We start from the raw sequence: 13,373 nt of genomic DNA on the forward strand, positions 1-13,373 counted from the left end.
AAATAGGATGTCGAAAGCACAAAACTTGCAGGACAACTTTTTGAATGCCCTCAGAAAAGAACACACCCCCGTGTCGATTTTTTTGGTTAACGGTATCAAACTGCAAGGCCGCGTCGATTCTTTCGACCAATACGTGGTGATGCTGAAAAACACTGTGAATCAGATGGTTTACAAGCATGCCATATCCACTATCGTTCCCGGCAAAAATGTCACGATGCACCGTGACCCCGACGTTAGCGACGAAAGCTAAGAGGTTATTTTTTGTTTGAACGTCCCGATGCGGGTGAACGAGCCATTCTCGTTCACCTCAATTTGCAAGTTGGTCAAGAAGACCTCGACGAGCTGAAAGAACTAACCAAATCCGCAGGCGCCCAACCCACTCATGTAGTCACCGGTAGCCGGTATCGGCCTGATCCGAAATATTTTGTCGGCACGGGCAAGGTTGAAGAAATCAGGTCGGCGATCATCGAGCACGAAGCCAATATCGTTATCGTCAATCATCCACTCACACCCAGCCAAGAGCGTAATTTGGAGAAAGCGTTGGAAGTCAGGGTGGTGGATCGCAACGGCCTGATCCTGGATATTTTTGCGCAGCGGGCGCAAACCTTCGAAGGTAAATTACAGGTCGAACTGGCGCAACTTAAACATTTGTCCACTCGGTTGATTCGCGGCTGGACGCACTTGGAACGGCAAAAAGGCGGTATCGGTTTGCGTGGTCCTGGCGAAACCCAGTTGGAAACCGATAGGCGATTATTGGCGGTGCGTATCAAGCAGATTCAACAGCGCCTGGGTAAGGTTGAAAAGCAGCGTCATCAAGGCCGAAGTAAGCGTAAAAAGGCCGAAACTCCTACCGTATCTTTAGTTGGCTATACCAACGCCGGTAAGTCCACCTTGTTTAACACCTTAACCGGTGCCGACATTTATGCGGCCGATCAATTGTTTGCCACATTGGATCCCACCTTGCGGCAATTGTCGCTGAGTAATGGCGGCGAAATTATTTTGGCCGATACCGTGGGCTTTATTCGGCATTTACCTCATGAATTGGTGGCGGCATTCAGATCTACGTTGCAGGAAGCCAGCGAGGCGGATTTGCTATTGCACGTGATCGATGCGGCGGCGGAAGATCGCGAAGACACGATCTATCAGGTAAACCAAGTTTTGAGCGACATTGATGCCGCTAAAACTCCCCAGTTGATGGTTTTCAACAAAATTGATTTGCTCGAGGACGTTGCACCGCACATCGACTACGATGCGGACGGTAAACCTGTCAGCGTCTGGATTTCCGCGCAAAACGGGGTAGGCTGTGATCTGTTGCAACAGGCCTTGTCCGAATTATTCGCGAGCAGCAAGGTGATTCGAAAATGCTATTTGCCGGCTAGCCAAGCGGGCTTAAAGGCGAAATTGTTTACTTTTGTGAAAATTATCAACGAAGTAAATAAGGACAGCGGCGATTGCGAATTGACGATAGAAATCGACAAAAAGCATTTGGGCTTGTTGAAGGGTATTGACGTTCATGAGCAGGCTCAGCCGGGGGATTGACGTAAGAATCCCCCAGTTATTTGCTCGGAAATGGTTAAGTTACGATAGAATGGCGACTTTTCGGATAGACCAGCCAGTGCTTCGAATCATCGAACAGGCGGTCATTACGAAATAGCTTTAGAGTTTTCAAATCCAATCTTTGGAGTGTTTGGTATGTCTTGGAATGAACCCGGCGGTGGTAAAAAAGACCCCTGGAGTGGTCGTAATGATAAGAATGATCCACCCGATTTGGACGAGGTAATTCGTTCGCTACAGGACAAGCTGGGCGGTATTTTCGGTGGCGGTTCTAAAGGTGGTATCGGCAACGGCCCGTCAATGAAAGGTGTCGGTTTGCTGGCTGCAGGTGCAATCGTTCTATGGGGTTTGAGCGGGTTCTATACCGTCGACGAAGGTACGCGCGGCGTGGTGACTCGCTTCGGTGCCTATGTCAATACCACACAGCCCGGTCTGAACTGGCATATCCCGTCGCCTATAGAGCAAGTGGCGGTCATCAATGTCGAGCAGCAACGCTTTATTGAAGTGGGTTACCGTTCCGGTGGCGGGCAGGGTATGGGTTCAGTGCCTAAGGAAGCGATGATGCTGACTAAAGACGAAAATATCGTCGACGTCCGTTTAGCCGTCCAATACCAAGTCAAAGATGCCAAGGACTATGCGTTTAACGTACTCGACCCAGCCTCAACGCTGAAACAAGTCACCGAAAGCGTGCAGCGTGGCGTGATCGGTCGCAGTGATATGGACTTTGTGCTGACCGAAGGCCGTAGCGACATTGTTTTGGCGGTTAAGTCAGAAATTCAAGCGGTCATGGATGCCTACAAAACCGGTATTTTGATCACCAGCGTCAACTTGCAGGACGCACAGCCACCCGAACAAGTACAAGGATCCTTTGAAGATGCCATCAAGGCGCGGGAAGACAAGCAGCGCTTGATCAACGAAGCTGAAGCCTATTCTAACGACGTAGTGCCCAAAGCCCGTGGTGCTGCTTCACGTATTGTGCAGGAATCTGAAGCCTATAAAGAAAAAGTGATTGCCCGCGCAAACGGTGATGTCAGCCGCTTCTCGCAATTGCTGGCCGAATACAAAAAAGCACCGGCGGTAACCAAGCAGCGGATGTATATCGAAGCAATGGAATTGGTCCTGGGCCGTTCCAACAACGTGCTGGTGGATGTGAAAGGCGGTAATAACATTATGTATCTGCCGTTGGAAAAGTTGGCGAATAAGGCTGCTGAAGATGCCGCCCCGGCCCCCGTAGTCAGTCACGAGCCGGTTTCTTTAAGCCCCCAACCTGTGAAAGAAATTAAAACCGATGTGCGCACGTCAAGCCGTGAACGCGATGTGAGAGGACGCTAAGATGGGAAATAAGATTTTAGTCGCCGTTGGCGCAGTAGTCATCTTGCTCTCGATGTCGGTATTTACCGTGGCAGAAACCGAGCGGGTAATTAAGTTTCAATTAGGCGAGATTGTCGGTGCCGATTTTCAACCGGGCATGCACTTTAAACTACCGTTTATCAATAATGTTAAAAAGTTCGAAGCGCGCATTCTGACGATGGATTCCACGCCGGAGCGCTTTTTAACGGCGGAAAAGAAAAATGTTATCGTTGATTCGTTTGTCAAATGGCGGATAGGTGATGTCAAGACCTTTTACACCACCGTTGCCGGTGATGTGAACCAGGCTAATATTCGTCTCGATCAAATCATCAAAGATTCTGCACGCAGCGAGTTTAGCAAACGCGAGATCAAACAACTGGTATCTACGGATCGCAGTGCCATTCGCGATGCTTTGATTACCAATGTCTCGCCGCATGCAGCAAAATTAGGCATCACGATCGTTGACGTTCAAGTAAAACGCATTGATTTGCCGGCGGAAGTCAGCACCTCGGTTTATCAAAGAATGGAAGCCGAACGGGCGCGGGTGGCTCGGGAGTTCCGTTCACAAGGTTCGGAAGCCGCCGAGCGGATTCGCGCCGATGCTGATAAGCAGCGGGAGATCATTTTGGCCAACGCTTACCGCGATTCTGAAGTGATGCGAGGTGAAGGTGACGCTAAAGCTGCGGATATTTTCGCTAAAGCATACAGTGAAGACAGCGATTTCTTTGCGTTTTATCGCAGCCTGATAGCGTATAAAGAAAGCTTGGGCAAATCCGGCAACATCATGGTGCTGGAACCGAATTCCGACTTCTTCAAATATTTCAAGAATCAGAAATAACCTCCGTTTGAATGACTAGTAGTCAAACGCCCCGCTATGCGGGGCGTTTGCTGTGTTTGAGACAGACAAAATGCAAAAAAAAGACACCTGGCTATTGCCGGAAGGAATTAGCGAAGTATTGCCGGAACAAGCCGCGCATCTGGAGAAGTTGCGCAGAAAGCTTTTGGATACTTTCGCCTGCTGGGGTTACCAGTTGGTCATTCCGCCGTTTGTGGACTTTCTCCACTCCTTGCTGATCGGTTCAGGACATGACCTGGATTTACAGACGTTTAAGCTGACCGATCAATTGAGTGGCGAAATGTTGGGGGTACGCGCGGATATGACGCCGCAAGTGGCGAGAATCGATGCTCATCACTTCCAGCACGACGGTCCAACTCGCTTATGCTATGCCGGTACCGTGCTGCACACTTTGGGCGATCCTCTGGAAAAAAGCCGTAGCCCGATGCAAATTGGTGCTGAACTATACGGGCATGCCGGTCTGGAAAGCGATTACGAAGTCATCCAGTTAATGCTGGAAATGTTGGCGATTAGCGGTTTGCAAAACGTGCATCTGGATTTAGGGCATGTGGCTATCTACCGAGCTTTGGCTGAACATGCCGGTCTTGATCCGCAACAGGAAGCTGAATTGTTCGATGTTCTGCAGCGTAAGGCCAGAACTGAGCTAGCGGAATTGCTTGCCGAGTTTAATATAGACGCGCGCTATAAAGACGTCTTCAATGCTTTGCCTAAACTGAATGGCGGCCGGGATGTACTTGATAAAGCTAAAGCCTTATTGACCGGTTTTGCCGGTGCTGATGAAATTGCCGGCGCCTTGGCGGATTTGCAGGGTATAGCCGATAAATTACGCCGAGATTTTCCGGCGTTGACGGTGAGTTTCGATTTGGCCGAGTTACGGGGTTATCACTATCATACCGGCATGGTATTCGCCGCTTTCGTGCCTGCTTTGGGCAAGGAAATTGCCCGCGGCGGCCGCTACGATAATATCGGCGAAGTATTCGGCCGAGCGCGAGCCGCTACCGGTTTTAGTGCAGATTTAAAAGTATTGGCGGGCATGTATAAAGTCGATGACGAAGCAGCGCAGTTAGTGTTTGCCCCTTTTGCGGAAGATGCTGATTTGCGGGAAGCTATTAGAGATTTACGTGCGCAAGGCGTGGCAGTGATTCAACATCTGCCGGAACAACAAGGCGGCGCTGAACAGCAGGGCTGCAATGCTATTTTAGAAAAACACAATCAACGCTGGGTTGTTAAATCAATAAGCTGTCGTTAGATCAATAAGCTGTCGTTAAACCACTAGTTTAAGGTTAGAAATATGGGAAAGAATGTTGTTGTTATCGGCACGCAATGGGGCGATGAAGGTAAAGGTAAGCTGGTCGATCTTTTAACCGAACAAGCTGCTGCGGTGGTGCGCTTTCAAGGCGGCCACAATGCCGGTCACACCTTGGTGATTAACGGCGAAAAAACCGTATTGCATCTGATTCCGTCCGGTGTATTGCGGGAAGGCGTGCAATGCATGATAGGCAATGGCGTCGTGCTGTGCCCGGAAGCGTTATTGAAGGAAATCGAGATTTTGGAAAAATCCGGCGTACCGGTCCGGCATAGGTTGCAGATCAGCGAAGCCTGCGCCTTGATTTTACCGATACATGTTGCTATCGATCAGGCTCGTGAGAAGGCTAGAGGCAGCAAGGCCATCGGCACGACTGGCCGCGGTATTGGGCCTGCCTATGAAGACAAGGTAGCCAGACGCGGCTTGCGAGCCGGCGATTTGCGCAATACCGAAGAATTCGCCGCTCGCTTAAAAGAGCTGGTCGAATATCACAACTTCATGCTGATTAATTATTACCATGTCGAGCCGGTTAATTATGACGAGGTACTGGCAAATACCTTGCGTTTGGGTGAGATCATCAAGCCGATGCTGACCGACGTTGGCGAGGCTATCTACAGCTATCAAAACCAAGGTGAAAACGTGCTGTTCGAAGGCGCGCAGGGTGCACTTCTTGATATAGACCACGGTACTTATCCCTACGTCACTTCATCCAATACCACGGCGGGCGGTGCGGCTACTGGTACTGGAGTGGGGCCTTTGGCACTGGATTATGTATTGGGCATCACCAAAGCCTATTCCACTAGAGTGGGTAATGGTCCGTTCCCCACCGAATTGCTGGATCATTACGGCGAGCATCTGGGCGTGAAAGGCCACGAGTTTGGCGCTACTACGGGCCGTAAACGCCGTTGCGGGTGGTTCGACGCGGTGTCCATGCGTAAATCGGCGCAATTAAATAGCTTGAGCGGTATCTGCCTGACCAAGCTCGACGTGCTGGATGGCCTGGATAAAATTGGTATCTGTACCGCTTACAAGATTAACGGTGAAATGACTGAGACCGCCCCGCTAGGTGCTGATCAATATGCCGCATGTGAAGCCGTGATCGAGGAAATGCCGGGTTGGACAGGTACGACTGCTGGCGTTACTGATTTTGCACAATTGCCGGAAAATGCCAAAGCCTATATTGCTAGGCTGGAACAACTGGTCGGTGTAAAAGTCACGATCTTGTCTACGGGCCCGGACAGGAACGAAACCATAGTCTTGGAAAATCCGTTCCAGGCTTAACGCTTAAGCAATAAACCTGCCTTTAAGACGCTGAATATATTCAGCGTCTTTACAGTTTTAATCGTTCAGAAAATACAGCACCGCTGTTTCGGCTTATGCTGGGGTCAATCTCTAGCGACAGCTCTATTCCGGTTAGTAATCCAGTCGCTCCATGAGCCGGCGTAAAGTTTAGAACCCTTTAGTCCTGCAATTTCCATCGCTAACAGGTTATGGCAGGCGGTCACACCCGATCCGCACATATGTACTACTTGCTCGGCTGGATAAGGAGCTACTAGCGCGCTAAATTGCTGGTGTAACTGAGCGGCGGGTAAAAATAATCCCGATTTGTCCAGATTGGTGTGCAAGGGCCTATTTCGCGCTTTGGGTACATGGCCGGCTACTGGGTCTATAGGCTCTTGTCGACCATGGAAGCGTTCAGGTGTTCTGGCATCTATCAAGGTGATTTTTCGTGTCGCCAAACCGTTTGCCACTTGATCGGCATCCAGCCATTGTTTGTTGTCAAGATAGACGCGGAATTGACTGGCGGTAATTTTCGGAAGCACGGTAGTGACCGGCAAGTCTTGCTTTTGCCAGCGTGTAAATCCGCCATCCAGCACCGCGACTTGAGTATGCCCCATCGTGCGTAGCAGCCACCACATCCGCCCGGCAAACGCGCCACCGGCATCGTCGTACACCACGATTTGACTGCGGTTGTTAACGCCCCAATCGCCTAGCTTTTTGCCTAATAATGTAAAGTCCGGTAATGGGTGGCGGCCGGTATAGGATCGCACTGGCGAAGACAAATCCTGGTTTAAATCAGCATAGCGCGCACCGGGGATATGGCCTTGTCGATAGGATTTATAGCCGGCTGTCACATCGGCGAGCGAGAAACGGCAGTCGAATATTCGCCAATCCGGGTTGTCCAAATTAGCAGCCAGAGTGTCTGTGGAAACCAGTGTGGTGTAGGACATGTTTAAACCTCCAAAATAATTTTACCGATATGTTGGTTGCTTTCCATGCGCTCGTGGGCTTGCGATGCCCTAGCTAGTGGAAAAACCGAATCGATGATAGGTTTGATTTGGCCGGATTCCAGTAGCGGCCAAACCTTTGCAAAAAGTTGTTGGGCTATTTTAGCCTTGAAGTTGTCGTCGCGGGGACGCAAGGTGGTGCCGGCGATGGTCAGGCGCTTCATCAATACGGATGCCAGATTGATTTCGCTCTTGCCGCCGTTTTGGATGGCAATCTGTTGGAGTCGGCCGTCGATAGTCAGGCATTTCAAGTTACGGGGCAAGTAGTCGCCGCCGATCATATCTAAAACGACATTAACGCCTTTGCCGCCAGTGTGATGCATAACGGCTTCGACAAAGTCCTGCTGCCGATAATTGATGCTCAGGTCCGCGCCGAGCTCTCGACAAAACTGGCATTTGTCATCGCTGCCGGCCGTCACAATCACTTGGCTACCGAAGACTTTACCGAGTTGAATCGCGCTGGTACCGATACCACTGGTCCCCCCATGAACTAATAAACTTTCGCCGGCTTGCAGTTTCGCGCGATCAAATAGGTTGCTCCACACGGTAAAAAAAGTTTCCGGCAGCGCGGCGGCCTGAATAAAACTGAAGCCTTGAGGTATTGGCATGCAGCAACAGGCGCTTGCCAGGCAATATTCCGCATAACCGCCGCCGGTCAGCAATGCGCACACAGGGTCCCCAATGTTGAGATGTTTTACTTGGCTGCCGAGTTCAGCGATAGTGCCGGCTACTTCCAGGCCTAGAACCGGGGATGCGTCAGGTGGCGGGGGATACAGACCTTTGCGCTGCATCAGGTCTGGGCGGTTTACCCCGGCGGCAACGACTTTTATCAATACTTGATGTGGGGCGGGTGAGGGTAGAGCCTGATCGGCGACGATTAAATCGGTCAACTCAGCGGAGCGATAAATCTCGATGGCACGCATGGTGTTAAGCTTTGCGGAGAGAGTAGCGTATTATATGCGCCGCATTTGACTAACAGTATTTTTTCAACGAGAGCATTCATGATACGTGCAGGCATCGTCGGCGGCACCGGGTATACCGGCGTCGAATTATTAAGAATTTTGGTATTGCATCCCCAGGTCGAAGTGAGTGTGGTGACTTCGCGCGCGGATGCCGGAATGCGAGTGGATCAGTTGTATCCGAGTCTACGGGGTTGCTGTGATGTGACATTTAGCCTGCCGGAGCTGGATAAGTTAAAAGACTGCGATGTGGTGTTTTTCGCAACGCCAAACGGTACTGCGATGCTGATGGCTGAGGCATTGATGGAACTTGGTATCAAAGTCATCGACTTATCCGCCGATTTCAGAATCAAAGACCGGCAGGAATGGGAGAAATGGTATGGCATGCAACATGCGAGCCCGGATCTCATTGCCGAAGCGGTCTATGGTTTGCCGGAAGTCAATCGGGAGCAGATTAAGCAGGCGCGCTTGATCGCATGCCCTGGGTGCTATCCGACTGCCGTGCAATTGGGATTTTTGCCGTTATTGGAGGTCGGAGCGATTGATGAGCAGTATTTGATCGCCGATGTGAAATCCGGTGTCAGTGGTGCGGGGCGCAAGGCGGAAATTTCTTCGTTGATGAGTGAGGCAGGTGAGAGTTTTAAGGCTTACGCAGTCTCCGGGCACAGACATTTGCCGGAAATCAGGCAGGGTTTGCAAAATGTCGCCAAACAGGCAGTTGGTTTAACTTTCGTGCCGCATCTGACGCCGATGATACGCGGTATTCACGCCACGCTGTATGGGCGTTTAAATAGGAAGTTGGATTTGCAAAGTTTGTTTGAAGAGAAGTATCGCGATGAAAGATTTGTCGATGTGTTGCCAAGCGGCAGTCATGCCGACACTCGCAACGTGCGCGGCAGTAATCGCTGTCAAATTGCCGTGCATCAACCGCAAGGCGGTGATACGGTAGTGATTTTGTCTGTGATTGATAACTTGGTGAAAGGCGCGTCGGGGCAGGCGGTGCAAAATATGAATCTGATGTTCGGGCTGCCCGAGTATCTGTCTTTAGAGACGGTTGCTTTATATCCTTAATATGTGTGGTGCATAAAAAAACCGTCTTCCAGTTTGGTCTGGAAGACGGTTTTTTATTTAGAGCTTCTGTGCGCTTATGCGGCCAAGGCTTGGCTTTTGCGATTCATTCTCCAGCCCAGCATGCCGCCAGCCAGTAACAACAGGCTGGTTGGTTCCGGCACGCTGCCTGCACCGCCGCCACCGCCTGGCGTTCCTGCTGTGCCTTCAAGCTTGGTGAGCTTGAAGTAGTCGTTGCTGTTGTCGACGTTAGAGTCTCCCAAGCCGGAACCCCATCTGCTGCTGTACGCGCTAATCAGCCAAAGACTTGAAGACAGGCTGTTTGGGTTGATGTCTTCAGCCACGTCGCCAACGGTATTGTAACTACCTACGAATTCCCAGCTGTTGCTAAGAAGACCGGAAATACTTTTTCCGGAAATATCTGCTGCGCCAGTGAGCGCACCGGTAGCCGGTACTGCGCCGGTGTACCTGAGAACCGATATATCTGAGTCGTAGGCTGTGGTATCCGGCCAACCGACAGTTAGTTTGTCTAAAATCGTGCTGCCATCAAACCGAAATAGCACCGCTTCGATTCTGCCGTTGTTATCAACCGCATGGTCTGGGTAGCTATTTGTCGTCTCCGAGCCGCTTAATACACCCAGGCCGTTAGCACTACCGTACCAAGCCAGTGTGGCTGCTGAAAAAGTTGAAGTGCTTGTAGTCCCAACTGAGTATGCAGCCATACTTTGAATGCCCGTCGGTGTCACTGAACTAGTACCGTTTATAGTCCATATGGTGGCGTTAACCGACCACGGGGCCAGCAGCAGAGTTGCTATAGCCAAGAGTTTTGGGGTCATAATGTCCTCGCAATTTTTGAAATTTTACCTTCCGGTATTGTCTTCGTCGGCCTGGAAATAACCATTGTACTATTGGTCATGAACAAAGTTTTACGGTCTGTTTATATCTGAGCACTTATTGGGCCATAGTAAAAATTATTATTCTAATACAATGCGTTAATTGTTTTTTTGTGAATAAAATAAGTCGGCGATTACGCATGGTGTAAAAAATTACGACATGTTTTGAAAAATCGACTATCTGCTCAGCTTTTCAAGCAGTGCTTTGGCTTGTTCGCGGCCATTGAAAATAGCTTCGCCTTTTAGCGCTTCTTGTAATTCTTGCTTAGCCTCTTCCTGGCGTTGCAACTGATTGAGGGCAACTGCGATATGGTAGCGTATCTCAGAATCTTGCGAGAGTAGTGAGTGTGCATTTCGTAAGTAATGAAGCCCCTGTTCTATTTGTCCCGTGTTAACCAGAATCCAGCCCAAGGTGTCGTTCGTTGCCGGTTGGTCAGGGGCCAATTTATGGGCCTGTTCGGCAATCGACAAGGCTTTGCTGTTGCCGTTATTGAGATATACATAAGCAAGGTTGTTCAGGAACTGCGGTTCGTTGGGGAATTGTTTCAATAGCTCGACGTAGTACTTTTCCGCCTCTTTAAACTTTCCGTTTTTCAGTAATTCGTTTGCAAAGGCTGCCATCGGTAGCTGGTCTTGAGGATGCTTTTTGACCCACTGATCCAGTAAATTGTAGGCTTTGTCCGCCTGATCGATTTTTTTCAAATTTTCATAAAGCAGCATCAATGAAGCTGTATCCGGCTCCAGCTCGAAAGCCGCTTGGTAATGGCTGTTGGCCAAACTAAGGTTTTTGTCATGATCGGCGATGTTTCCCAATAGTCGGTGGGGAAAGGCGCGTTTGGGATATTGTTTTAACAGGCTTTCTGCGCGGCTCAATGCAAATACCGGTTTCCCATGGAGCAGTTCCATTTCCACCAAGGCAATTTGCGAAGGTATATGATTTTCGTCGACCAAAACGGCTTTTTTCAAGGTCTTTATGGCTTCAAAATAATCGCCTGCATCTATTTGATAACGAGCCGCTTTGTAAAGTTGTTTGACATTAAACCGGGCTTGGTCAGCCATGCGGATAAATACACCTAAGGCTTTGTCCTTATTGTTATTAGCCAAGTAACTTCGAGCCAGGGCGTCCATAACCTGGGGGTTGTTCTTGTCGATCACTTCAGCTGCTTGTGCGGCGGCATTAGCCTCAGCAGCTTTGCCCATCTTCAGATTCAACTCAACCAAAGCCAAAAGAGTCGGTAATGATTTTTGATCAACCATCTTCGCTTTTGCCAGCCAGTCATTGGCTAGCTCATAGCGTCCGGCACTTTGTTCGACTTTGGCCAACTCGATAAGAATATCGATGTCGCCCGGATGATTCTGCTGCAAGGTTTGCAGGCGCTGTCTGGCTTGATCAAGTTTGTTCTCGCCGACGTCCAGTTTACTTAGGTTAATTTGCGCGTCGAGAAAATTGGGGTTCAGTTCAATCGCCTTCTCGAAACTTTGTCGGGCCAGCTTGTATTGCCCGGTATTGACTTGAGCGGTCCCCAGTAAATTTAGTAGTGTAAAGTTTTTCGACGCTTTTTCATGCAGGGCTTGTGCGGTTTTCAACGCTTTTTCCGGTTCGCCACGGCTCATGTAAAGTGCCACGAGAGGAATACCGGCCTTGACCGCATCCGGATTTTTTTTGAATGCCACTTCAAGGTCTTGAACTGCTGCCTGCTCCTGGCCCATTGCTAATCGGTTAAGGCCTATTTCGGCTTGTAGGCTGCCACTGTCATTCCCTAAAGCAGCGGCTTTTCCAAACATATTATTGGCCATATCGTGTTTGCCGGCCTTCATGAAAGCACTTCCCAATAAAAATGCCAGGCGCTGATCCTGGGGATTGCGGATTTGCACCGGGCGGAGCAGATCAATAGCTTGCTCGGGTTCGTTTTTTTCTAAAAGTATGGTGGCCAACAATTTATACGTGCCTGATTGTTCCGGGTATTGCTTAACGTACAGACGCAAATACTCCGCTGCCAAGTCGTATCGTTGCAGGCTGTAGTTAACCAAGCCGGAGAGCATTAAAGTCGGACCATGTGCCGATAAATATTCCGGTTTTATGCCGGTGATGATGTCGGCCGCCACTTCCAATTCTTTGGTCGCCGCTTCTTTCTGGTTATTGCGTTCGAGTAAAACCGCATGTAGATAGGCGGCTTTCGGTTCAAATGGATAAGCCCGGCGCACATATTCCAAATCTTGCCGTGCACGATCATCTTGCTTCAAGTCCATTAACAGGCCTGCTCTGGCAAGTCGTGTGTCTACGTGATCGGGGTTGAGCTCAATTGCTTTGTCGTAAAATTTTAAAGCTTCATCCAGTTCCATGTTGGCATGCTTGATCGAGCCTTTTGTATACCAAACGCCGGCATCGCTGGCTTGGATTTGTATGGCTTTCTCGGCAGCTTGATCGGCGCCTTTAATGTCGCCACGCTTTAACAGGGCATTCGCGCGCCCGATTGTGGCGTTCACCTGATTGGGAGCAATTTGCAAGGCAATGTCGAATTCATTCAGGGCTTCGCTGATTAGATTGAGTTGCAGGTATGCGTTACCGCGGTAAACATGCAAAACCGGACGCAAACCGCTATTGAACTGCGCCGGATCGATTTCCTTCAGTAGGTCGTTGTAACGGATTTGGTAGGTATAGAGCTTGGCCAGGTTTTCCGCAATTAAAGATGGGTCCGCGCCTAATTGTTTGGCTAAGCCAAGTTGGACTTCTGCTTCCGTCAACGATTTCTGTTGCAAGTAAATTTCGCCAAGCAGCATGTGAGCCGAAACATACCTTTCATTTTGCTGTAGCGCATTCTTTAACTGGATGATCGCTTCGGCATTGTTCTGATTTCTGTAGGACTGTAACGCCTCTTCGTAAAACTTGCCGGCCTGGATGTCGTCGGCAAAGCTTATCTGTACGGGGTTGAGCGCCAGAATCAGCAGTAGTTTATTGAGTGGGAAATGGGATTTCATCGGATTTTTGCGCATAACGAAGATGGAGTTGCTCAAGTGTGCACATAGCATAGTCGCAAAGCCAACTCGCCACCAGTCCGGAACTAACAGTCGGCTTCTTGTCGTCAAAAACTTGACTGG

Annotated in this window: 11 protein-coding genes; 7 read left to right on the plus strand and 4 right to left on the minus strand. The window is 49.8% G+C overall.

All coding sequences use genetic code 11. The features are described from left to right. Nucleotides 1-7 precede the first annotated feature (7 nt). The 6 genes from hfq (at nucleotide 8) to DDY07_RS02480 (ending at nucleotide 6,347) form a co-directional block, all read left to right on the plus strand. Nucleotides 8-250: an RNA chaperone Hfq gene (gene hfq, locus DDY07_RS02455; protein ID WP_020482487.1), complete on the plus strand. Its 243-nt coding sequence runs from the start codon at nucleotides 8-10 to the stop codon at nucleotides 248-250. 11 nt (nucleotides 251-261) lie between these two features. Then, the gene (gene hflX, locus DDY07_RS02460; protein ID WP_171694684.1) at nucleotides 262-1,539 is read left to right on the plus strand and encodes a ribosome rescue GTPase HflX; all 1,278 of its coding nucleotides are present in this window, start codon (nucleotides 262-264) and stop codon (nucleotides 1,537-1,539) included. A 153-nt stretch (nucleotides 1,540-1,692) separates the two neighbouring features. Continuing rightward, on the plus strand, nucleotides 1,693-2,886 hold the full coding sequence (gene hflK / locus DDY07_RS02465; protein WP_033157324.1) for an FtsH protease activity modulator HflK: 1,194 nt from the start codon (nucleotides 1,693-1,695) through the stop codon (nucleotides 2,884-2,886). Between the two features lies 1 nt (nucleotide 2,887). Next, the gene (hflC, locus tag DDY07_RS02470; protein WP_033157325.1) at nucleotides 2,888-3,742 is read left to right on the plus strand and encodes a protease modulator HflC; all 855 of its coding nucleotides are present in this window, start codon (nucleotides 2,888-2,890) and stop codon (nucleotides 3,740-3,742) included. A gap of 70 nt (nucleotides 3,743-3,812) precedes the next feature. Continuing rightward, the gene (locus tag DDY07_RS02475) at nucleotides 3,813-5,009 is read left to right on the plus strand and encodes an ATP phosphoribosyltransferase regulatory subunit (RefSeq protein WP_171694685.1); all 1,197 of its coding nucleotides are present in this window, start codon (nucleotides 3,813-3,815) and stop codon (nucleotides 5,007-5,009) included. A gap of 42 nt (nucleotides 5,010-5,051) precedes the next feature. Beyond that, nucleotides 5,052-6,347, plus strand: a complete 1,296-nt coding sequence (locus DDY07_RS02480) for an adenylosuccinate synthase (RefSeq protein ID WP_171694686.1) — start codon at nucleotides 5,052-5,054, stop codon at nucleotides 6,345-6,347. Between the two features lie 104 nt (nucleotides 6,348-6,451). Here DDY07_RS02480 and DDY07_RS02485 read toward each other — a convergent pair whose 3' ends face one another. Next, nucleotides 6,452-7,297 carry a sulfurtransferase gene (locus tag DDY07_RS02485; RefSeq protein ID WP_171694687.1) on the minus strand — a complete coding sequence of 282 codons (846 nt, stop codon included), beginning with the start codon at nucleotides 7,295-7,297 and terminating at the stop codon, nucleotides 6,452-6,454. Nucleotides 7,298-7,299: 2 nt separating this feature from the next. Continuing rightward, nucleotides 7,300-8,277: an NAD(P)H-quinone oxidoreductase gene (locus DDY07_RS02490; RefSeq protein ID WP_171694688.1), complete on the minus strand. Its 978-nt coding sequence runs from the start codon at nucleotides 8,275-8,277 to the stop codon at nucleotides 7,300-7,302. A gap of 78 nt (nucleotides 8,278-8,355) precedes the next feature. On the opposite strand from DDY07_RS02490, the gene argC reads away from it, so the two are divergent. After that, nucleotides 8,356-9,384 (plus strand): N-acetyl-gamma-glutamyl-phosphate reductase, encoded by a 1,029-nt coding sequence (gene argC / locus DDY07_RS02495; protein ID WP_171694689.1) that lies wholly within the window; start codon nucleotides 8,356-8,358, stop codon nucleotides 9,382-9,384. A 74-nt stretch (nucleotides 9,385-9,458) separates the two neighbouring features. On the opposite strand, the gene xdp1 is transcribed toward argC, so the two are convergent. Both xdp1 and prsT read right to left on the minus strand, forming a co-directional pair. Further along, nucleotides 9,459-10,217, minus strand: a complete 759-nt coding sequence (xdp1, locus tag DDY07_RS02500; RefSeq protein ID WP_084153326.1) for an exosortase-dependent surface protein XDP1 — start codon at nucleotides 10,215-10,217, stop codon at nucleotides 9,459-9,461. A 234-nt stretch (nucleotides 10,218-10,451) separates the two neighbouring features. Then, entirely contained in the window at nucleotides 10,452-13,253 is a 2,802-nt protein-coding gene (gene prsT / locus DDY07_RS02505) for an XrtA/PEP-CTERM system TPR-repeat protein PrsT (protein ID WP_171694690.1), read from the minus strand. Nucleotides 13,254-13,373 lie beyond the last annotated feature (120 nt).

Origin of the sequence: Methylomonas sp. ZR1, assembly GCF_013141865.1 — a bacterium.
Lineage (GTDB): Bacteria > Pseudomonadota > Gammaproteobacteria > Methylococcales > Methylomonadaceae > Methylomonas.